Raw genomic sequence first — 18,903 nt, 5'->3', positions numbered from 1 at the left:
CGAGAGTGGTCGGTGGATCACACCGCGTCGAGGCGTTGCCACGATCCGGTGCCGAGAGCGGTCAGTCGTCCCTGGTCGTCGGTGAGGCGCGACTCCAGGTGCACGATGCGGCGTCCCCCGCGGATGACGCGTCCGGTGCAGGTCCCCGTGCCGCTGAGCGGACGGAAGAACCGCATCTGCATCTCGATCGTCACGGCCGCCGAGAGGAAGCGCTTGCAGAGGTGTCCCATCGAGATGTCCAGGGCCGTGGTGATCACCCCACCGTGCACGAAGCCCTGCGGGTTGCACAGGTGGGGGCCGTAGGGGAGCACGACGGTGCAGGTCTGCTCCGCGTCGTCGTAGGAGATGTCGAGCTGCAGGAAGCGGCTGAGGAAGAACGACCCGAACTCCCATGCGGGGTCGGACGCGGCCTCCCTCGCCAGCGCCGACACCTGGTCGGCGTCGACCTGCGGAACGGGGCGCCCGGTGGCGGTCGTCGTCACGTCAGGACCAGGTGAAGTTCGGGGAGCGCTTGGCCATGAACGCCTGGACGCCCTCGGTGAAGTCCTCGGTGTCGAACGACGAGTTGCGCAGGTCGATGGTGGCGTCGTCGTCGCGCACCTGGCCTGCCACGACCTTGTCGACCATGACCTTGCCCGCGCGCACGCTGAACTGGGCGCGGCTGCACACCGTGTCGGCGAAGCCGTACGTCAGCTCCTCGAGGTCGTCGGCGTCGACGACCTCGTCGAACAGGCCGAGCTCGTACGCGCGCTCCGCCGGGACCTGGAGGCCCGAGTAGAGGATCCACTTGGTGCGCGAGGGTCCGACCAGGTCGACCATCCGCTTGGACGACTCGAGGCTGTAGACGAGGCCGAGCTTGGCCGGCGTGATCGCGAACTTCGCCGCCCGGTCGGCGAACCGGATGTCGCAGGCGAGGGCCAGCCCGGCGCCGCCGCCGATGCAGTAGCCGTGGATCATCGCGATGGACGGCTTGGTGAGCTCCTCGATCGCGTGCTCGGCCGCGGCCACCTTCTCGTTGTAGGCCTTCGCCTTCACCGCGTCGCTGCGCTCGGCCTCGAACTCGCTGATGTCGGCGCCGGACGCGAACGACCGCGTGCCGGCTCCGCGCATGACGATGACCTTGACCGTCGGGTCGGCGTCGAGTGCTCGCACCACGTCGGGCAGATCGCCGTACATCGCGACGTTGATCGCGTTGTGGCTGTCGGGCCGGTTGAGGATCACGGTGGCGACGGCGTCGCGCCGCTCCACCACGAGGTGGTCGGACATGTCAGGCCTCTTCCTTGGCGGTCTGGTGGGGCTGGTCGTGCAGGTCGGGTCGGGCGTCGAAGACGACCTCGTCGGCGAACAGTGCGGCGATGTCCTCGTCGGACTGGCCGATCTCGCGGAGCACCTCGGCGGTGTGCTGGCCCAGCCAGGGCGCCGGACCTCGGACGGAGTAGTCCATCCGGGAGAACTTGGTCGGCGGACCGATCGTCTTCATGTCACCGATGACGGGGTGGTGGAGCTCGGTCACCATGCCCCGCGCCACGACGTGGGGGTCGTCGAGGGTCTCGTCGAAGGTCAGCACCGGCCCGCACGGGACGCCGACCTGGTCGATGATCTTGATCCACTCCTCGGTGGTCCGGGTGGTGGTGATGGCCTCGATCTCGGCCTCGAGCTCCTCGATGTGGGTCATCCGGTCGGGCAGCGTGAGGAAGCGCGGGTCGTGCTCCCACTCCGGGCGCTCGAGTGCGCCGAGCAGCCTGAGCCACAGCCGGTCGTTGGCCGCACCGATCGTCACGTAGCCGTCGCTCGTGCGGTACGCCTGATAGGGGGTGGAGCGGCGGTGCCGGGTGCCGGTCGGCTGGGGCACCTCGCCGGCGCCGAAGAACGCCCCGGACTCCCACACGGCCCAGGCGAGGCCGGCGTCGACCAGCGAGATGTCCATGTACTGGCCCTCGCCCGTCGCCATCCGCTGCATCTGGGCCGCCATGATCGAGTAGATCGCGGTGGCTCCGGCGGCGATGTCGTTGACGGCGATGCCGACCTTGGCGGGGCGTCCGCCCGGCTCCCCGGTCATCCGCAGGAACCCGACCATGCCCTGGGCCATGATGTCGAAGCCCGGGCGCTCGCGGTAGGGACCGGTCTGGCCGAAGCCGCTGATTGAGCAGTAGAGGATGTCGTCGCGGACCGCCTTGACGCCCTCGTAGCCGATGCCGAGCCGGTCGGCGACGCCGGGCCGGAAGTTCTCGATCACCAGGTCGGCCTGCTCGGCCATCGCCAGGAACAGCTCCCGGCCGCGGTCGGTCTTGAGGTCGAGCGAGACCGAGCGCTTGCTCCGGTTGGGCATGGCGAAGGGATAGCTCTCGCCGTCGACCTTCGGCGCCATGCGCCGGGAGTCGTCCCCGGTGTGGGGCTGCTCGACCTTGATCACGTCAGCGCCGAGCTCGGCCAGGACCATCGTGCAGTAGGGGCCGGAGAGGAAGCGGGTCAGGTCGAGGACCCGGAACCCGTCCAGTGGACGTCGGCCCGTGGTTTCCCGTATTGTGGGATTGCTTGCCGTCATGTGGGAACTGTGGCACACGCCACATCCGTCGTCAAGGGTGCCTGCGACGTCGGGCAGACTGACTTCCGTGAAAGAGGACGAGACCGTGGTCGAACGCAGTGCCGTGCAGTCCATCGACCGGGCGGTGGCGATCCTGCGGTGCTTCGACGCCCATCACGCCGCCCTCGGGATCAGCGACATCGCCCGTCTGACCGGCCTGTCGACCAGCACCACCCACCGGCTGCTCGGGTCGATGACCGCCAACCGGCTGCTCAACCAGGGACCCGACAAGCGCTACCGGCCCGGCCCGCTCCTGGTGCAGCTGGGCCGGTCGGGGGCCGTGCCATCGAGCCTGCGCGAAGCCGCCCGCCCCTACATGGTGGCCCTGCGCGACGAGGTCGACGAGACCGTGGGACTGCACGAGCTGCTGGCGACGTACGAGCGTGCGGTGGTCGACCAGGTCGAGTCCCGCCAGGAGCTGCGCCGGCACTACACCGACATCGGGGTGCCGATCGCCCTGACGCACGGCGCGCCCGGCAAGGCGATGCTGAGCCGCCTGCCGTGGTCACGCCAGCAGTCGGCCCTGGCCCGGGGGATCGAACCGGTGACCGACAGGACCGTCACCGATCCGGTCGCCCTCGCCGCCGAGCTGGCGATCGCCCGCGAGCGCGGGTGGGCCGGGTCCGACGCCGAGCGCACGCCGGGGATCCGCGCCGTGGCGGCGCCCGTCTTCGACCACACCGGCATGGTGGTCGGCGCGCTCGGCCTCTCCGTGCCCACCGTGCGGATGGACGACGCGCGGACCGCCGAGCTCGGCGCCCGCGCTGCGGCCGTCGCGTGGGAGGTCTCGGAGGCGCTCGGAGCGACGCGCGAGGTGGTCGACCAGCGCTTGACGCTGGCCAGGGAGCCGGGCCCTACGGCTCCAGCACGAGCTTCCCTCCGGGGTGCTGTCCCATGAGCAGCTCGATCGCCTCGACGGCGTCGGCCAACGCGAACGTACGCGCCACCGGTACGACGAGCTGCCTTGAGCCGGCCAGGTCCACGAGGTCGGCACGCACCGACGCCCGGTAGGCCTTGCTCGCCGGCATCGCGCCGGCGATGTGGGTGAACCCCGCCTCGCGGGCGCGGTCGGCAGCGGCGATCGTGACGATGCGGCTGCGGTCGGCGACCAGCGCCAGCGACACGTCGACCGCCTCGTCGGTGCCGACGCAGTCGAGCGCCGCCGCCACCCCCTCGGGCGCGGACTCGCGCACCCGCTGCTCGAGCCCGGGGCCGTAGGCCACGGGTACGCCGTCGAAGCGGGTGACGACGTCGTGGCTGGCCGGACTGGCCGTCCCGATCACCCGGGCCCCGATCCTGGCTGCCTGCTGGAGCACGCTGACCCCCACGGCACCGGACGCACCGTGCACGAGGACCGTGTCGCCCTCGGCCACGCCGGTGACCTGCAGCATCTCCGCTGCGGTGGTGCCCGCGAGCAACAGGTTGGCGGCCTCGCCGAACGACAGCGACGCCGGCTTGGCGAAGACGTCCGCCGCCGGCACGGTGACGTCCGTGGCCCAGCCGCCGCTGATGCGGAAGGCGAGGACCTCGTCACCCACCGCCACCGCACCCGACCCGGTCTCGGTGTCGGGACCGACGGCGCTCACCACGCCGGCGACCTCGTAGCCGAGGCCCCGCGGGAAGTCGCCGGCACCACTCGCCACGTGCTTGGCATCGGCGGGGTTCATCCCGGCCGCGCGGACCTCGATGGTGACCTCGCCGTGCTGAGGTGCGGGGACGTCGTACTCCTCGTACGAGAAGACGTCGGGGCCGCCGGGCCTTGTCGCGATCCAGTGGTGAGCCATCGTCCGAACCTAGTCCGGGGGTCCTTGCTCTCCAAGGTCGATGTGGCCGCTCACCATCTCGCCCGTGACCGTCTCCCCGGTGAGACCCGCGCTGCGGAGGAGCCGCAGGACGGGCTCGTTGTCCGCCATCATCTCAGCGCGGAACCGCTTCACGCCCACCTCCTTCGCGCGCTCGCGCAGCACCTGCACCAGGGCGGTGGCCAGGCCCTGGCCGTGCCACGAGTCCGCGACCGTGATCGCGAGCTCAGCCTCGCTCGGGTCCGACCGGTAGCGGATGAAGCGAGCCACTCCGATGATGTAGGTCTCGTCCTGCGGGGAGTGGGCCACGTAGGCCTCGTGGTCGACGTGGTCGACCGCAGTGAAGTACGCCGCCTGGCTGTCGGTGAGTCGCGGGGTGCCGGTGAGGAAGCGGCGATACTGCGACTCCTCGCTCATCAGCGCGAACGCACGTTGCAGCTCGGCGGCATCGGTGCTGCGGACCTGCCGGATCCACACCGGTGCGCCGCTGCGCAGCCGCACCTCGCACGCACCGTCGTCCATCGCGGCTACTGGCCGAGCGGCGGCAGCGTCACGACCTGACCGGCATAGCTCAGCCCGGCCCCGAAGGCGATCAGCAGCGCGGTGTCACCGACCGACGCCTCGTCCTGGCGCAGCATCGCCTCCATGGCCAGTGGCACCGACGCGGCGGACGTGTTGCCGGAGTCGATGACGTCCGTGGCGATGGCGACCGACTCGGGGAGCTTGATGTTCCTGGAGAGCGTCTGGGTGATGCGCAGGTTGGCCTGGTGCGGGATGAAGGCGTCGAGGTCGTCGACGCCGATGCCCGCGAGCCGCAGGGCCTCGTGGGCGACCTCCGCCATCGCGAACGGCGCCCAGCGGAAGACCGCCGTGCCCTCCATCTGCACCACCGGGTCGACCTCCGAGTGGCCGCCGAGGCAGCTCGGGGTCTGGGTGATGACGTGCGACTGCGAGCCGTCCGAACCCCAGGCGGTGGGCCCGATGCCGGTCGCGTCGGCCGGCCCCACCACGACCGCACCGGCACCGTCGGCGAAGATGAACGCGGTGCCGCGGTCGGTCGGGTCCATGAAGCGGCTGAGCTGCTCGACGCCGATCACCAGGACGTGCTGCTCGGCACCGGAACGCACCATCGACGACGCCAGGTTGAGCGCGTGGCAGAAGCCCGCGCACCCGGCGGAGATGTCGAAGGCCGCCGCCGCGTCGAGACCCAGCGCGGTCGCGACCTGCGGTGCCGACGCGGGCGTGTGCTCGGGGTGGGTGGAGGTCGCGACGATGACGCACCCGACCTGCGCAGGCGCCACGCCGGCAGCGGCGAGCGCACGCTCGGCGGCAGCGGTGGACATGCCGATCAGCGTCTCGCCGTCGCCGGCGAAGCGGCGGGTCTTGATGCCCGACCGGGTCTGGATCCACTCGTCGGAGGAGTCGAGGACCTCGCAGATCTCGTCGTTGGTGACGACCCGCTCGGGCCGGTAGACGCCCAGGCCGAGCATCGCTGCGTGGGTGAGTTCGGTGGGCTGCTGGATCGTCATCCCGCGAGCATATTCACGTGCGCCAGCCCGTCTAGGGAGCGGGAGCCGGCTGGGTCTCGGGGATGGGTGAGTCGGGGGCCTGGCCCGGGTCGATCGGGTTCAGGTCGGGGTCTCCGGAGGGGACGATCTCGGGGTCGGCGTCGGGCTCGAACGGTGTGGTGGTCATGTCCCAGTCGTACGCCGCAATCCGCGCGGCGGCAACGGCCGACCACCCCTAGCGGTGGTCCAGCAGCCGGACCGTGCGCTCGTCCCGCTCGCCGCCGAAGAACCGGTCCAGGACCTCGTCGAAGACGGGCTCGGACGGATCGGCCAGCGCGAACAGCGTCATCGACGAGCGGAGCTTCATCGCGTCGACGCCGCCCAGCACGTGCTCGGCCGAGACCCCCTCGAGGTCGAGGAGCGCGCGGCAGCACGTGCGCAACCGGGGACCGAGGACGTCGTGGGCGGCGTACGCCCGTGCCTCGTCGAGGTCGGCGATGGCGTACGTCTGCGACGTCGGGGTCTGCCCCAGCCCGGCGACCTGCGGGAAGACCCACCACATCCAGTGGCTGGTCTTGCGGCCGGCACGCAGCTCGGCCAGCGCGCCGGCGTACGTCCGGGCCTGGGCCTGCACGAATCGTTCGAGGTCCATGGGCACCATTGTGCGCGGACCTCATGGCTAGGTTGGCCGGGTGCCCGACACCCCCTCCCGCGCCGCCCAGCTCGGCGCGATCGCCTTCCTGCTGCGACCGACCTACATCGCGACGGAGTTCGTGACGGCCGCCGCGACCACCGGCGGCTACAGCTTCGTCTCCGACTCGGTCAGCAAGCTCGGCGAGGTGGGGTGCAGCGACGGCTACTGCTCACCGCGGCACGAGGTGATGAACGGTTCGTTCATGGCCTACGGCGTGCTCCTGGCGGGCGGCGCGCTGCTGCTCGCGAAGCCGCTCGGGCCGTGGGTGACCGGGCTGCTCGTCGTGTCGGGCGTGAGCTCGTACGCCACGGGGCTGGCGCCGCTGGACCAGGACGCCACCCTGCACGCGATGGCCGCCACGCCGCTGTTCGTGGCCCAGCCCGTCGCGCTCCTGCTGCTCGGGCACCGGCTGCGGGAGGAGCGGCCGCGTCTGGCCAAGGCACTGTTCGTGACCGGGGTCGTGACTGCGACTGCCGCCGTCGGCTTCATCGTCTCCGGCGACGAGCGGGCGGCCGGTGCGCTCGAGCGGCTGGCGCTGTGGCCGGTGCTCCTCGGCCTCGGTGCCTTCGCCTGGACCCAGCGCCCGCGGCGACGCCGGCGGTGACGGGCGGGCGCCTCAGCGGCGCTTGCGGCTCTCCTGCAGCTTGCGCGCTGCTTCCTTGATCTTGGCTTGGTTGTGCGGCTTGCGAGCCTCGTCGTAGACCTTCTTGGCGATCGCGAAAGCGCCGGCCTTCTTCATCATTCCCATGCCCACAACCGTGCCAGTGAGGGCCAAACAGCTCGGCCGCGCGCCGTCCGTCAGTCCTTTCGGTGCGCTTCTCGACGGTTGCAACGGCCGAGAACCTCGCGAGGCACCGGGTACCCGGTGGTTGCCACAGGAGCCGAGGTCACTCCTGGCCCAGGCCGTCGAGCGTGAGGTGCAGCCACGGCCGGGTCAGCCGGAACGCACGCCCGGTCACCACGCGGGGCGTGATCTCGACGACGTTGTACTTCGGCGTCCCGACCCAGGGACGCAGCGGCACGTTGTCGGCGCGGTGCTCCTCGTCCTCGTGCAGGATCCGCGCACCACCGCGTACGACGACGCTGCGCGCGTGGTGGTCGTCGTAGCGGTCGATCTCGAACGCGACCTCCGCACCCATCGCGACCGACAGCAGCTTGTTGCCCGCCGCCGTGCGGAACAGCAGGGTGTCGTGGTCGACCGCGTAGTTGACCGGGGTGATGTGGACCTCGTCGACGAGCCGGAAGGCCAGCCGTCCGAACTCCTCCTCACGCAGCATCTGCCAGCACTCCTCGTGGCTGAGCGGGGTGACGACCTCGTCGCTCATGGCGACCCTCCCTTTCCCTCTGGCGGAGCGGCCTCGATGGGTCACTCCGACGCTAGGACCGGTCGGCGCGGGGCCGGCAGGGCTGAAGGTCCCGAAAGAAATCGGAAACCGACACCCATCCGTGATCCGGCTCACTCCGAACACCTCGAAAGCCGTCGAGCAGGCGGCACCACCGACGAAGGGTTCGAACGATGCGTCTCCCCTCTCTCCGCCGCCCCTCCCCCTCCATGGCCGTCTCGATCATGGCCCTGGTCGTGGCTTCGACCGGCACGTCGTACGCCGCGGGCCTGATCGGCTCCGACGACGTCAGGAACAACTCGCTGACGACGATGGACATCAAGGACAAGACCATCAAGGGGCGTGACATCAAGAACGACGTCATCGGCTCCAACAAGATCCGCAACGGGTCGCTGAAGTCGCGCGACTTCAAGGCCGGACAGCTTCCCGCCGGCGCGACCGGCCCTGCCGGCCCCGCGGGAGTGGGCCGTTGGGCGCTCGTCGACGCGACCGGCGCGATCATCGCCCAGTCCGGCGGCTTCACCGTCGCTGCGGGCTATCCCGCGGCCCCTGCTGCGGCCAACGGCAACGTCTACATCAACGCCGGCGAGAACCTCTCCAACAACGGTGTGATCGCCACGATCGCGCTGCAGAACACCGCCGACCTCAACGCCGACGGGATCCTCAACGGCCGCCAGACCGGCAGCGACTCCAACCCGGAGTTCTCCGGCGAGGTCTCCGCCGCGGTCTGCACCCCCGGGGTCGTCAACTGTGCCCCCGCCGGCACCGGCAACCCCAACCACCTCGTCGTGAGCCCGCGCAACAGCGACGGCAGCTTCACGACCGACGGTGCCCGCAAGCGCTTCTACGTCGTCGTCACCGGCGACTCGAGCGACCGAGGCTGATCCAGCTCGGACACACATGAGGAGGGGCGGGGTCTCGTGGGGGGACCTTCGCCCTTCCTCATCCGGCAGACTGGGCGCGTGACCACCACGATCTCTGTCGCCGGGCTCGGCTATGTCGGACTGTCCATGGCCGTGCTGCTCGCGCGGCACCACACCGTCGTCGGCCTGGACCTCGACGCCGAGCGGATCGAGAAGCTCCGCCGCGGCGTGAGCCCGATACACGACGACGACATCTCCCGGTTCCTCGCCGAGGAGGACCTCGACCTCACCTTCACGACCGACGCCGCCGAGGCCCACACCGGCGCCGACTTCGTGATCATCGCGACGCCCACCAACTACGACGAGTCGACCAACTACTTCGACACGTCCACGGTCGAGCACGTGATGCGCGACGTCCACCGCCTCAACCCGGACGCCACGATGGTCGTGAAGTCCACGGTGCCGGTGGGCTACATCGAGGACGTACGCCGTCGCCTGGGCATCGACTCGGTGATCTTCTCCCCCGAGTTCCTCCGCGAGGGCAAGGCCCTCCACGACAACCTGCATCCCTCACGGATCGTCGTCGGCGAGGACTCCGAACGGGCCCGCGCCTTCGCCGACCTCCTCGTCGAGGGCGCCGATGCCGACGCCGCCGACATCCCGGTGCTCTTCACCGAGCCGACGGAGGCCGAGGCGATCAAGCTCTTCGCCAACACCTACCTCGCGATGCGGGTGGCCTACTTCAACGAGCTCGACTCCTTCGCCATGGCCCGCGGGCTCGACAGCCGGCAGATCATCGACGCCATCGGCCTCGACCCCCGGATCGGCAGCCACTACAACAACCCGTCGTTCGGCTACGGCGGGCTCTGCCTGCCCAAGGACACCAAGCAGCTCCTGGCCAACTACTCCGACGTCCCGCAGACGCTGATCTCCGCGATCGTCGACGCCAACACCACCCGCAAGGACTTCGTCGCCTTCGACATCCTGGACCGCAAGCCGCGCGTCGTGGGCATCCACCGGCTGATCATGAAGGCCGGCTCGGACAACTTCCGCGAGTCGTCGGTGCAGGGGATCATGAAGCGGCTCAAGGCCAAGGGCGTCGAGGTCGTCGTCTACGAGCCCGAGCTCGAGGCCGACTCCTGGTTCGGCTCCGAAGTGACCGGCGATCTCGCGTCGTTCAAGGAGCGCGCCGACCTGATCGTGGCCAACCGGATGGTCGACGAGCTCGGCGACGTGGCCGACAAGGTCTACACGCGGGACCTCTTCGGCGCCGATTGAACTGCGCCTGTGTCCTTGGTTTCGACACGCTCGCTGCGCTCGCTGCTCAACCAGCGGGAGCAGGGCGAGGAACGAGCCGCACCCGTCGGTTGAGCAGGGCGAGGAACGAGCCGCACCCGTCGGTTGAGCAGGGCGAGGAACGAGCCCGTGTCGAAACCCCGGGCGCCCGTACGCTCAGCGGCGGCGGCCGAAGATCCCGCGCTTGCCGTGGTCCGGGTCGTCGACGCCCTCGGGCGCCGACCCGAGGGGCACCGCCGAGAGATCGCCCTTGCCCAGCGCCTTCTGCAGCCGCTTCTCCGACTTCACCGGGTCCATCGGCGGCCGCGCGCCGAGGGTGAAGCGCTCGACGTCACGCTCCTCGACGGGCACGAAGCCGACGGTCGTCGCGGCGTACGTCTTGATCCCGAACGACTCGTCCAGCAGCGCCTCGCGGTCGTCACCGTCGCCGGCCAGGCGGGCCACCCGGGCCAGAGCCGACGTCCGCTCGAGGCGTGCCGTCCCGCCCGTGTCGTACGACAGCAGGCGGGCGCCGTGGTGGGTGCGCTCGAGGTCGTCGAGCAGGGCCGCCAGCGTCGCCGGCAGCGGGGCGAGCGACACGTCGGGCAGGGTCAGCACGAACTCGGCGTCCGAGGTGCGGGGTGCCGTCTCGACCAGCCGCACCCGCGGCTCGTGGAGGTAGGAGCGGTGCACGATGCGGGTCTCCAGCACCGGGTCCTCGACGGGCTGCACGCGGTCGTCGTGCACCGACGACCACGGCCCGACGACCGTGACGCGCAGGTCGGGCACGTCGCCGTCGAGCAGCGAGTCGACGAGGTGGACGGTCTCGTCGGCGGGGCCGGCAGGGACGACGACCTCGAGGTAGGGCACCTGGTAGGCGCGGCCGCGGCGGTTGCGCTTGGGGCGCATCGTCGGCACGAGGTCGGCGAGGTAGGGGTCGTTGTAGCGGTTGACCTGCTCGGCGCGGCGCAGCACCTGCGAGCGGCCGAGGTGCCAGCTGCGCGCCTCGCGCTCGACGACGAAGACGCCGCCGGCCTGCGCGAGCGAGTGGCCGAGGTGCATGTCCTCGCCGAGCCTCAGCGTCCGGTCGAAGCCGTCGGAGTCGAAGTAGAGCGCCTTCGACACCGACCCGGTCATGCCGATGTGGAAGCGTTGCGCGCGCGGACCCGCGGCGCGCAGGTCGTCGGTCTTGGCCCAGTAGTCCTCGACCCACTGGTGCGGCTCGTGCTCCTCGCCGGCGAACAGGTCGGCCGCTCCCCCGGCCGCCACCCGGTCGCGTACGACGGCGGGGTCGAGGTCGAAGAGCGAGGCCGGGTCGACGAAGCGCTTGTCGCCACCGGGGACGGCGTAGTCGATGAGGTGGTGCCAGCGGGCGTGCGCCTCGACCTCCTCGCGGTAGGCCAGCATGTCGGCGTCGTACCAGTGCAGGACGTCGCCCTCCGCGGCGAGCGCCCCGAGGTGGCAGGCGTTGGCGCGGCCCCAGCCCTCCTCGACGCGGAGGAGCCTCGTGCGCTCCGGTCGCACCTCGGGGAGCTCCTGCGCCGGCGCGCTCTGGTCGTCGACGACGACGACCTCGAGCAGGTGGGAGGGGTAGGACTGGGCGGCGAGACCGGCCAGGACGTAGGGCAGCGTGTGCTGGTAGTTGAACGTCGGGACCACGACGGTCACCGACAGCGTCGGGTCCCAGTCACCGAGCGCCGGTGGGGTGAGCGCGCCCCAGTCGTTGTGGCGCACCACTGGTTGCCGAGACACTCACACACCCCCGTTCGCACCGGCCGCGTCGGGCCGGTCGAGCGGATCGACCTCCAGCGCCAGGCTGGGCTGGAAACCCGTCCACTCGGAGGCCACGATGTCAGGTCGGCGGAACTCCTCGTCGTCGCGCTCCCAGGTGTGTCCCTCACCGGTGCGCCGCAGGACGTAGCCGAGGCCGTGCGTGCGGTAGATCCGGCCGCCCGCGGCCTCGACCCCGGCGAGCAGCTGCGCGTCGACGAACTTCCGCACCCGGCGGAAGTCACCGAGCGAGCGCAGCAGGCCGCGGTCCATCAGGAGCGTGCCGCCGGCGACGAAGCGCGCGAAGATCTCCGAGGGGTGGATCCGGCGCACGGTGAGGTCGTTGCGGTGGAGGTAGACGAACTCCGACGGCATCCCGACCACGTCCGCGCCTGAGAAGCGGCGGGCCATCAGCAGGTCGTGGACAGCGTCGGGTGAGTACCAGTCGTCGTCGTCGACCTTGAGCAGCACCTCGCTCGACGCGGCCTGCGCAGCCGCCGTGAGCACGTCACCGAAGAACTCGGACTCGTTGAAGGTCAGCACCTGGTGCGGCCGGTCGCCGAGCGCTCGGCGTACGGCGTCGCGGTCGGGGTCGAACCCGTGCGCGGCGAGCACCAGCTCGACGTCGGCGCCACGCTGGCGGGCGATCTGCCGCAGCGCGAAGTCGAGCATCTGCGGCCGCTTGGTCGCGAGCAGCGCGCTCACCGCCGGCAGCCCGACGTGGCGTACGCCCGCGCGCGAGGCGAGTGCCGAGCGCCAGGCCAGCGTGGAGTGGTGGTCGAACGCGGCGCGGCGCACGGCGAGGCTGTGCTCCTCGCGCCGCAGCGGGTCGTCGAGGTCGACCTTGGCGTCGAGTGCGGCGGCCAGTGGCGGCGCGACGTCGATGACGCCGCCGGTCACGAGCGGCACGCCGGAGATCGCGAGCGCGAGGAGGTCGGAGGTCGAGGTGTCGGCGGACAGCCGGACACCCTGGAACCCACGGGCGGCGGCGACGACGCCCTCCGTGACCGCGGCGCGCCCCGATCCCGTGACCAGGCGGGCGAGGTCGACGACCGGGTGGTCCCAGTCCTTGCGGAAGCCCATCGGGTTGAAGACCCGCTCGTCCACCGGCTCGGGCCCGGGGTCCGTGACCACGGTCGGCGCCCGGTCGATGACGTGGTGCTCGGCGACGTCGCCGCCGCGGCGGGCGATCACGACGTCGGGCGGCACGTCACGGTCGGCGTCCGCGGCTCCGGTCACGTCGGGCAGCAGCACGCTGCGCGCGTCGAGGCCGGGGGCCGCGGGACGTCCGGCGTACGACACCACGAGCCCACCGTGGGTCGTGTCGCCCTGCCCGGCCGCTTGGCGCGCCATCTCCATCACGACCAGCTGGGCACGTGCTCCGGACGCGAAGCGGGCGACGGTCAGCACGCCGCGGTCCCCCGCCTCACGGGCCGCGAGGTGCGTCAGCCGCGGCCACTCCGGGCGCGGCACCAGCACCCACGGCGTGGGCGCGTCGGTGAGCCAGCAGGCGACGACCTTGCACTGCCCGAGCGGGGGTACGGCGCTCGCCATCCGTCGCAGCCGCGACCGGTCGGCCGCCACGACGAGCACGGAGCCCCACCCCTTGAGCGGGCCGCTGAGGGAGGAGAGCGTGACGACCCTGGGCGCGATGCCGGGGACGTCCTCGATGCCCTGCAGCGCGTCGAGCGCGAGGCTGTCGGAGTCGTCGACGAGGACCAGCGTGGGCCCGGGAAGTCGTACGTCGTCGAGGGGATGGGTCACGGCCGCGCGCGCTCCTTGGTGTCTCGGTGCTTGAGGGAGGCAGGGAGCGAGTGCGTGACCAGTGGTCGGGGCTGGCGCCACAACCAGTCGCGACTGACGTGGTCGATGATGTGGACGCCGGGCGGCGCGGTGACCTTCACGAGGCCGCCGAGCGCCTCGGGGTCACCGTTGCGGATGGCCTCGTCCACCTCGAACTCGCGGAGCTTGCGGTAGAGGCGGGTGTTGGTGAAGTCGACGCCGTCGCGGCGCCAATGGGCGTACTCGTCGGCGTCGAGCCACTTCACCTCGAGGACCAGCCCCTGCTGCAGCACGATGCGCTCGACGCCCGGCGGGAACTCCCGCAGCTCCCAGTCGAAGGCCTTCACGAAGGTGAACTCCGGGCCCATCGGATAGACCCAGGGTTCGAGGAACCGCAGCGACAGGTCGAGCCAGCCGGTCGACTCGTCGACGACGGTCAACGGGTGGCGTGGCATCGCGACGATCGCCCGGGTGGACTGCAGCTGCCACGACAGGTCACGCAGGATGCCGGCGCCCTCGGGCGTCAGCACCATGTCGCCGTCCCACTTCATCGAGTAGGTCGTGCGGACGTGGGAGAAGCACCAGTTGTAGAAGTGCGTCAGCGAGTGGACGCTGGTCGCCGGGGTGGCGAGGTGCTCGCCGCCGGCGCGGGACACCTGGTGGGGATAGTCGAGGACCGTCAGCCGGTCGGCCGCCCCGCACTGCTCGGCGACCCGCCGGGCCACGTCGGCAGTGCCGTCGTCGGAGCCGTTGTCGACGAGCAGCACGTGCTGCACGGCGGAGAAGATCGGCGGCAGCACCCACGGCAGGTTGCGTGCCTCGTTGCGGACGCGGAAGACGCACGTCAGCCCGGGGACCACTGGCTCACCGGAGGTCCACGGCCACGTCACGTCGAAGCCGGCCTCCCGCTCGAGCGAGGCGATGTCAGGCATCAGTCGGATCCCTGGGGCCGCTCCCGGCCCAGCGCCCGGCGCACCTTCCGGCGTGCGGCCGGGGGCACCATGGCCCGGATCGCGTGGGGGACGCGGTCGGCGCCACTCCCGCCCGGCTGCTCGCTCGCCTGGCGACGCGCCTCCGCGGCCGCCGTACGTCGCTGGGCCACGACGGTCGAGTGCGCGAACGCCTCCGCTTCGGCGTACTGCTCGGCGTACGCGGTGCGCAGCTGGTCGCACCACTCCTGGTGCTTCGTCGAGTCGTCGCCGGCGATCGCGTCGAGCGCCTGCCACGTCTCGTCGGCGAGCTCGCGAAGTCGCGTCGGCACGCCGATGTCGTCCCACGTCATCGTGACCCGACGCAGCGACGGATCGATGAAGCGGTGCACCTCGGCGATGTCGACGGCCATCGCGGTCTTCACGCCCGCCAGGTCGAAGGCCTCGCCGAGCGCGAAGACGGGTCGGGTCCAGTCGTCGAGGAGGTCGCCGTAGCGGACGAAGGCGCGCTGCTGGCCGCGGGTGGCGCGCTCGGTGTGGAGCATCATGTTGACCCAGGCGGCGGTGCGGGTGACGGCGCCCTGGTCGGACCCGGCTCCCATCTGTCCGTAGTAGGTCTGCTTGGAGCCGACCACCTCGGTCACCGGCCGCAGCATGGTGACGTACGACGAGGTGGCGTCGCAGCGGTCGGCGGCCGCACGCCACAGGCCCAGGAACCAGGACGCGCGGGGGTCCTTGATGACGAGCTCGTCGGCGACGGCGAACTGCCCCTCGAGCCACGCGGTGACCCGCTCGCGGGTGGCGTGGTCGCCGCTGGTGGTGCCGGTGTCGAGCCAGGCCCGCGGGCGGGCGTCGGAGACCTGGACGTTGCTGCGCCGGAGCAGCTCGTGGTGGAGGTCGACGACCCAACGCGGCTCCCCGAAGCCCTTGGGGTTGGTGGCGTCGGCCACCACCTCGGGCTGGGGCACGTGGAGACCCAGCGTGCGCAGCGTCCCGGCCATCGTGCTCGTGCCGCTGCGGCCCGAGCCGACGACGAAGACCACGCGGCGGCTGCTGCTCATGCGTCGAACACTATCGGTGGGGCTCAGCGCTCCGGGTCGGCCCGCTCCTGCTGTGCGCGGGCGGCCGCGTCGGTCTCCTGGAAGGCCTCGTCGTCCTCGAGCTCCTCGCGCAGCGCCGTGAGGTGGGTGGAGAGGTGGACCCGGGCTGCCTCGGCGCTCGGGTCGTCGTCGACCCCGGAGGCGATGTCGCGCCACGAGGTCTCCCCTGCGTCGACGCGCCGCTGGAGGCGCTCCTGGTCGGGACCGAGCTCGCCGCGGCGGGCCTGGGCCTGCATCTCCTGCATCCGGCGGGCCGACTCGGCCCTGAACTTGTCGCGCTCGGCGCCGAGGTGGGCGGCGAGCTGCTTGAGGGACGCGGTGGCGTCGCGGGCCTGCTGCCGGGACTCGGCGAGGGCAGCCCGGAGGCCGGGGTCGTCGGAGAGTGCCATGGTCAGAATCCTTGGTCGGCGGAGTCGTCGGTGCGGTTGGCGACATCGGCGTGCTGCGCGGTGCTGATCGCGGTGAGCACCGTGTTGGCACCGCCGAGACCGGCATTGACGTACCTCAGCACCTTGAGCAGTGCCTCGGCCGCCCGGGTGAGCTTCTCGATGGCGCGCAGGCCGTCGTGGATGAGCTCGATCACGCGGCGTGCCTTGCCGGGCGCGGTGACTCCGGCCTTGAGCCAGCCGATCGGTCCGGCCAGCGCCGAGACGATGAGCTCCTGGATGATGCCGTCGATGAAGTCGATGGCGATCACGAGCACGTCGAGGGTGGCCTTGCCGACCTCGATGACGTGACCGAGCTGCTCGGCGATGTAGCCCGAGGCCTCCTGCTGGTCGGCGTGCATCTCTCCGATGTCGGCCATCCGTGACGTCGCGGCGTCGGCCGCCGGCCCCTGCCAGACGCCGGGCAGCTGCTGGCCGAGCGAGGTGTAGTTCTGGCCCACCCCGGCGCACGCGTTGCCGACGTTGCCCCATGCCAGCTGCATCTGCGAGACGGCGTTGAAGTCGCCGGCGACCGGCTTGAAGAGCGCCTCGAGGAGGCTCCACCCGGTGATCTTGTCGACGATGCCGTCGATGGCCGGGATGATCAGGCCGCACTCGCCCTTCTTGTCCTCGATGTACTGCCCCTGCGTGCCGGGCGGGGTGCCGCCCGCGACCGCGGAGATCGGGTTGACCTGCTCGGTGATCGTCATCGGCCTGCCCACTCCTGCGCGCTCTCGTCCTCGGACGCGGACTCGTAGTCGTCGTACTCGTCGATGTCGGCGTCGTTGTCGCCGATCTCGTTGACGCTGTCGATGAGGTCGTTGACGCCGTCGACGGTCTTCTTCCCCTCGTCGTAGAGGCCCTGGTAGGTGCTGGCGGTGCTGGCGATGTCGCCCCGGCGGTCGTGGTCGGCGGAGTCGCGTGAGCGGGAGTCGGCGTAGGCGTCGTCGGCGCGGTCGCGGGCGTCCTCCTCGCTGGCGCCGTCGGCGATCGCGCGGTCGTACTCGGCGTTGTAGGCCGTCTCCGCGTTGCGGTTGATCCGGTCGTGGTTGACCGTGTCGGCGCGGCCATCGACGCCGTCGGCCTTCGCGTAGGCCAGGGCTTCCTCGTCGCTGTAGCCCATCGAGCGGTAGTACTGGTACTCGTCCGTACGCCGCTCGATGGCGTCGTTGACCCGGTCCTCGGCTGCTTGGTGCGGGTCCATCCACGCCGGCACCTGGTCGACGTCGTTGCCCGGCTTGACCTTGCCGCCGAGCGCGGCGGCGCCGTCGGAGATGCCGGGCTGCTTGTCCTCGAGGTCGGGGATCCTGGAGCCGTCCTGCGGGGCGTTGGAGAGCGGACCGCCGGGGGTGTCGTTGCCGCTGCCCGCAGGGTCGTAGGCCGGGAAGTCGGCCGGCGTCGGCGACAACGCGCGGAAGCGGTCGTACGTCGCCTGGTCGGTGTCGAGGTAGTCGTCGCGCGTGTCGAGGAACGCGTCGCTGACCTTCGTGGCCACCGCCCGGGAGTCGCGCAGGCCGTCGTGGGCGGTGCTCACCGCCGACTCGTAGCTGCCCTGGAAGAGGTTGAGCACACCGGAGAAGGCGCCGAAGTTGCTGCACGACGACCGGATGTAGTCGTCGATCGTGCCGAGGTGCTCGTGCTGTCGGGAGGCGACCTTCGACGATGCGGTCAGCGCGTCGGGATCCACTCGGAAGCTCACGGTGCAGCCCTTCGTCGGCGGTCGTGGTCGACCCGACTACTACCCCCCGAGGTCAGCCGCAAACGCCGGTGACGCCCATCAGACGGGGGATTCGCCCTTCCGGACCCTGAGGCGCACACGCACCCACGCCGCGATCATCACGAGGAGGGCGACCATCCCGAGCGCCCAGCCGACCGTCGAGCCCCACGCCTTCTCGGACGTCGTACGCCACTCGCCGGACTCCTCGTAGACGGTGATCTCGTCGCCCCTCTCGCGGTCGCCGAGGCGGCGCAGCTCGTAGAGCGCGGACGCCTGCGTGCCGTCGGGCAGCTCGAAGACCACCGACGAGTACTCCGCCGAGCTCGACCCCGCCCGGCTGGGACCGAGCTCCTCGAACCCGAGGACGGTGGCCTCCTGCGTCGACACCCCGGACGGCGGCTGGCGGCTGTCCCAGAAGTCGAAGAGCCGCCAGCCCACGACGACCACCATGAACAGCAGCGCGACGAGCGCGACCCACGTCATGCCGTAGGTGTTCGACGAGCCCCCGGAGAACCCGCCCCCCGCCGCCCCGCTCCGGTCCGGGACAGGTCGGTCGGGCACAGGTCGGTCGTCAGCCATGCGAGGCAGTCTGCCAAAGCCCGCGAGCCACCACGCCGCTGGTTGAGCCGGGCGAGGAAGCTCCGCGCCGCCGGTTGAGCCGGGCAAGGACACTCCGCGCCGCCGGTTGAGCCGGGCAAGGACACTCCGCGCCGCTGGTTGAGCCGGGCGAGGCACGAGCCCGAGTCGAAACCAAGGCCATCCACAGATGCTCGGACGCCCCTGTCGCGCAACCCCCGGGGTCAGCTGGACTGACCGCATGGCATGGACCTACATCCTCGAGTGCTCGGACGGCAGCTTCTACGTCGGCAGCACCGTCCACCTCGAGCAACGTCTCTACCAGCACCAGGAGGGGCTCGGCGCCGCCTATACGAAGCGGCGACGACCGGTGAAGCTCGTCTGGGCCGCCGACTTCGCGCGCGTCGACGAGGCCTACTTCTACGAGAAGCAGATCCAGGGCTGGTCCCGCGCGAAGCGGATCGCCCTCATCGAAGGGCGCGAGGAGGACCTCCCCGAGCTCGCTCGTGGCTACTGGCGCCGGCCTTCCGTGTGA

23 protein-coding genes are annotated in these 18,903 nt (G+C 71.2%); 5 read left to right on the top strand and 18 right to left on the bottom strand.

Translation table 11 applies throughout. From position 1 onward, the window contains the following. Positions 1 to 17: 17 nt before the first annotated feature. The 3 genes from BM127_RS15290 to BM127_RS15280 are packed head-to-tail and all read right to left on the bottom strand — an operon-like array spanning position 18 to position 2,545. Positions 18 to 482: a PaaI family thioesterase gene (locus tag BM127_RS15290; protein WP_198554277.1), complete on the bottom strand. Its 465-nt coding sequence runs from the start codon at positions 480 to 482 to the stop codon at positions 18 to 20. 1 nt (position 483) lies between these two features. Further along, the gene (locus tag BM127_RS15285; protein ID WP_091199848.1) at positions 484 to 1,266 is read right to left on the bottom strand and encodes an enoyl-CoA hydratase-related protein; all 783 of its coding nucleotides are present in this window, start codon (positions 1,264 to 1,266) and stop codon (positions 484 to 486) included. Position 1,267: 1 nt separating this feature from the next. Further along, complete coding sequence (locus BM127_RS15280) at positions 1,268 to 2,545, bottom strand: CaiB/BaiF CoA transferase family protein (protein WP_091199846.1); 1,278 nt, start codon at positions 2,543 to 2,545, stop codon at positions 1,268 to 1,270. A 67-nt stretch (positions 2,546 to 2,612) separates the two neighbouring features. Between BM127_RS15280 and BM127_RS15275 the strand changes: the two genes are divergently transcribed. Beyond that, entirely contained in the window at positions 2,613 to 3,482 is an 870-nt protein-coding gene (locus BM127_RS15275) for an IclR family transcriptional regulator (protein ID WP_198554278.1), read from the top strand. Here the strand turns inward: BM127_RS15275 and BM127_RS15270 are convergent. The 5 genes from BM127_RS15270 to BM127_RS15255 are packed head-to-tail and all read right to left on the bottom strand — an operon-like array spanning position 3,439 to position 6,546. Further along, complete coding sequence (locus BM127_RS15270; RefSeq protein ID WP_091199841.1) at positions 3,439 to 4,368, bottom strand: quinone oxidoreductase family protein; 930 nt, start codon at positions 4,366 to 4,368, stop codon at positions 3,439 to 3,441. The genes BM127_RS15275 and BM127_RS15270 overlap by 44 nt on opposite strands. A 9-nt stretch (positions 4,369 to 4,377) precedes the next feature. Continuing rightward, on the bottom strand, positions 4,378 to 4,908 hold the full coding sequence (locus BM127_RS15265) for a GNAT family N-acetyltransferase (RefSeq protein ID WP_091199840.1): 531 nt from the start codon (positions 4,906 to 4,908) through the stop codon (positions 4,378 to 4,380). A 5-nt stretch (positions 4,909 to 4,913) separates the two neighbouring features. Then, complete coding sequence (locus tag BM127_RS15260; protein ID WP_091199838.1) at positions 4,914 to 5,915, bottom strand: beta-ketoacyl-ACP synthase III; 1,002 nt, start codon at positions 5,913 to 5,915, stop codon at positions 4,914 to 4,916. A gap of 31 nt (positions 5,916 to 5,946) precedes the next feature. Continuing rightward, positions 5,947 to 6,081: a hypothetical protein gene (locus BM127_RS23060; RefSeq protein WP_269213672.1), complete on the bottom strand. Its 135-nt coding sequence runs from the start codon at positions 6,079 to 6,081 to the stop codon at positions 5,947 to 5,949. Positions 6,082 to 6,129: 48 nt separating this feature from the next. Continuing rightward, a complete protein-coding gene (locus BM127_RS15255) occupies positions 6,130 to 6,546 on the bottom strand; it encodes a DUF1810 domain-containing protein (protein ID WP_231263440.1) in 417 nt (138 codons plus the stop codon). Positions 6,547 to 6,586: 40 nt separating this feature from the next. Here BM127_RS15255 and BM127_RS15250 point away from each other — a divergent pair, with 40 nt between their 5' ends. Beyond that, positions 6,587 to 7,192, top strand: coding sequence for a DUF998 domain-containing protein (locus tag BM127_RS15250; protein WP_091199834.1), 606 nt, complete (start codon positions 6,587 to 6,589; stop codon positions 7,190 to 7,192). Positions 7,193 to 7,204: 12 nt separating this feature from the next. On the opposite strand, the gene BM127_RS23055 is transcribed toward BM127_RS15250, so the two are convergent. Then, positions 7,205 to 7,336: a hypothetical protein gene (locus BM127_RS23055; protein WP_269213673.1), complete on the bottom strand. Its 132-nt coding sequence runs from the start codon at positions 7,334 to 7,336 to the stop codon at positions 7,205 to 7,207. 139 nt (positions 7,337 to 7,475) lie between these two features. Next, complete coding sequence (locus BM127_RS15245; protein WP_091199832.1) at positions 7,476 to 7,913, bottom strand: pyridoxamine 5'-phosphate oxidase family protein; 438 nt, start codon at positions 7,911 to 7,913, stop codon at positions 7,476 to 7,478. 191 nt (positions 7,914 to 8,104) lie between these two features. Between BM127_RS15245 and BM127_RS15240 the strand changes: the two genes are divergently transcribed. Beyond that, positions 8,105 to 8,815, top strand: a complete 711-nt coding sequence (locus BM127_RS15240) for a hypothetical protein (RefSeq protein WP_139227749.1) — start codon at positions 8,105 to 8,107, stop codon at positions 8,813 to 8,815. Positions 8,816 to 8,893: 78 nt separating this feature from the next. Beyond that, positions 8,894 to 10,072, top strand: coding sequence for a nucleotide sugar dehydrogenase (locus tag BM127_RS15235; RefSeq protein WP_269800885.1), 1,179 nt, complete (start codon positions 8,894 to 8,896; stop codon positions 10,070 to 10,072). Between the two features lie 174 nt (positions 10,073 to 10,246). Here BM127_RS15235 and BM127_RS15230 read toward each other — a convergent pair whose 3' ends face one another. The 8 genes from BM127_RS15230 to BM127_RS15195 form a co-directional block, all read right to left on the bottom strand. Next, positions 10,247 to 11,821, bottom strand: coding sequence for a glycosyltransferase family 2 protein (locus BM127_RS15230; protein ID WP_091199828.1), 1,575 nt, complete (start codon positions 11,819 to 11,821; stop codon positions 10,247 to 10,249). Continuing rightward, entirely contained in the window at positions 11,822 to 13,603 is a 1,782-nt protein-coding gene (locus BM127_RS15225) for a glycosyltransferase (RefSeq protein WP_091199826.1), read from the bottom strand. Continuing rightward, positions 13,600 to 14,553, bottom strand: a complete 954-nt coding sequence (locus BM127_RS15220) for a glycosyltransferase family 2 protein (RefSeq protein ID WP_091199824.1) — start codon at positions 14,551 to 14,553, stop codon at positions 13,600 to 13,602. The genes BM127_RS15225 and BM127_RS15220 overlap by 4 nt, the downstream gene beginning before the upstream one ends. After that, a complete protein-coding gene (locus BM127_RS15215) occupies positions 14,553 to 15,611 on the bottom strand; it encodes a sulfotransferase family protein (RefSeq protein WP_091199822.1) in 1,059 nt (352 codons plus the stop codon). Before BM127_RS15215 ends, BM127_RS15220 begins: the two co-directional genes overlap by 1 nt. 23 nt (positions 15,612 to 15,634) lie before the next feature. Next, entirely contained in the window at positions 15,635 to 16,039 is a 405-nt protein-coding gene (locus tag BM127_RS15210) for a hypothetical protein (RefSeq protein ID WP_091199820.1), read from the bottom strand. A gap of 2 nt (positions 16,040 to 16,041) precedes the next feature. Next, positions 16,042 to 16,785, bottom strand: a complete 744-nt coding sequence (locus tag BM127_RS15205; RefSeq protein WP_101228850.1) for a hypothetical protein — start codon at positions 16,783 to 16,785, stop codon at positions 16,042 to 16,044. Beyond that, complete coding sequence (locus BM127_RS15200) at positions 16,782 to 17,774, bottom strand: hypothetical protein (protein WP_139227748.1); 993 nt, start codon at positions 17,772 to 17,774, stop codon at positions 16,782 to 16,784. Before BM127_RS15200 ends, BM127_RS15205 begins: the two co-directional genes overlap by 4 nt. A gap of 78 nt (positions 17,775 to 17,852) precedes the next feature. Next, entirely contained in the window at positions 17,853 to 18,371 is a 519-nt protein-coding gene (locus BM127_RS15195) for a hypothetical protein (protein ID WP_139227747.1), read from the bottom strand. Positions 18,372 to 18,609: 238 nt separating this feature from the next. Between BM127_RS15195 and BM127_RS15190 the strand changes: the two genes are divergently transcribed. Then, complete coding sequence (locus tag BM127_RS15190) at positions 18,610 to 18,903, top strand: GIY-YIG nuclease family protein (protein ID WP_091199815.1); 294 nt, start codon at positions 18,610 to 18,612, stop codon at positions 18,901 to 18,903.

Source organism: Nocardioides alpinus, assembly GCF_900112035.1.
GTDB classification, from domain to species: domain Bacteria; phylum Actinomycetota; class Actinomycetes; order Propionibacteriales; family Nocardioidaceae; genus Nocardioides; species Nocardioides alpinus.
The sequence above is the reverse complement of the archived record's forward strand: the minus strand, read 5'-3'. Positions and strand labels throughout refer to the sequence as shown.

Bases quoted from the DNA above. Each gene is read 5' to 3' on its own strand.
- BM127_RS15285 (WP_091199848.1), bottom strand. From the start codon at position 1,266: ATGTCCGACCACCTCGTGGTGGAGCGGCGCGACGCCGTCGCCACCGTG.
- BM127_RS15280 (WP_091199846.1), bottom strand. From the start codon at position 2,545: ATGACGGCAAGCAATCCCACAATACGGGAAACCACGGGCCGACGTCCA.
- BM127_RS15270 (WP_091199841.1), bottom strand. From the start codon at position 4,368: ATGGCTCACCACTGGATCGCGACAAGGCCCGGCGGCCCCGACGTCTTC.
- BM127_RS15265 (WP_091199840.1), bottom strand. From the start codon at position 4,908: ATGGACGACGGTGCGTGCGAGGTGCGGCTGCGCAGCGGCGCACCGGTG.
- BM127_RS15260 (WP_091199838.1), bottom strand. From the start codon at position 5,915: ATGACGATCCAGCAGCCCACCGAACTCACCCACGCAGCGATGCTCGGC.
- BM127_RS23060 (WP_269213672.1), bottom strand. From the start codon at position 6,081: ATGACCACCACACCGTTCGAGCCCGACGCCGACCCCGAGATCGTCCCC.
- BM127_RS15255 (WP_231263440.1), bottom strand. From the start codon at position 6,546: ATGGACCTCGAACGATTCGTGCAGGCCCAGGCCCGGACGTACGCCGGC.
- BM127_RS23055 (WP_269213673.1), bottom strand. From the start codon at position 7,336: ATGGGAATGATGAAGAAGGCCGGCGCTTTCGCGATCGCCAAGAAGGTC.
- BM127_RS15245 (WP_091199832.1), bottom strand. From the start codon at position 7,913: ATGAGCGACGAGGTCGTCACCCCGCTCAGCCACGAGGAGTGCTGGCAG.
- BM127_RS15240 (WP_139227749.1), top strand. From the start codon at position 8,105: ATGCGTCTCCCCTCTCTCCGCCGCCCCTCCCCCTCCATGGCCGTCTCG.
- BM127_RS15220 (WP_091199824.1), bottom strand. From the start codon at position 14,553: ATGCCTGACATCGCCTCGCTCGAGCGGGAGGCCGGCTTCGACGTGACG.
- BM127_RS15215 (WP_091199822.1), bottom strand. From the start codon at position 15,611: ATGAGCAGCAGCCGCCGCGTGGTCTTCGTCGTCGGCTCGGGCCGCAGC.
- BM127_RS15210 (WP_091199820.1), bottom strand. From the start codon at position 16,039: ATGGCACTCTCCGACGACCCCGGCCTCCGGGCTGCCCTCGCCGAGTCC.
- BM127_RS15205 (WP_101228850.1), bottom strand. From the start codon at position 16,785: ATGACGATCACCGAGCAGGTCAACCCGATCTCCGCGGTCGCGGGCGGC.
- BM127_RS15195 (WP_139227747.1), bottom strand. From the start codon at position 18,371: ATGGCTGACGACCGACCTGTGCCCGACCGACCTGTCCCGGACCGGAGC.
- BM127_RS15190 (WP_091199815.1), top strand. From the start codon at position 18,610: ATGGCATGGACCTACATCCTCGAGTGCTCGGACGGCAGCTTCTACGTC.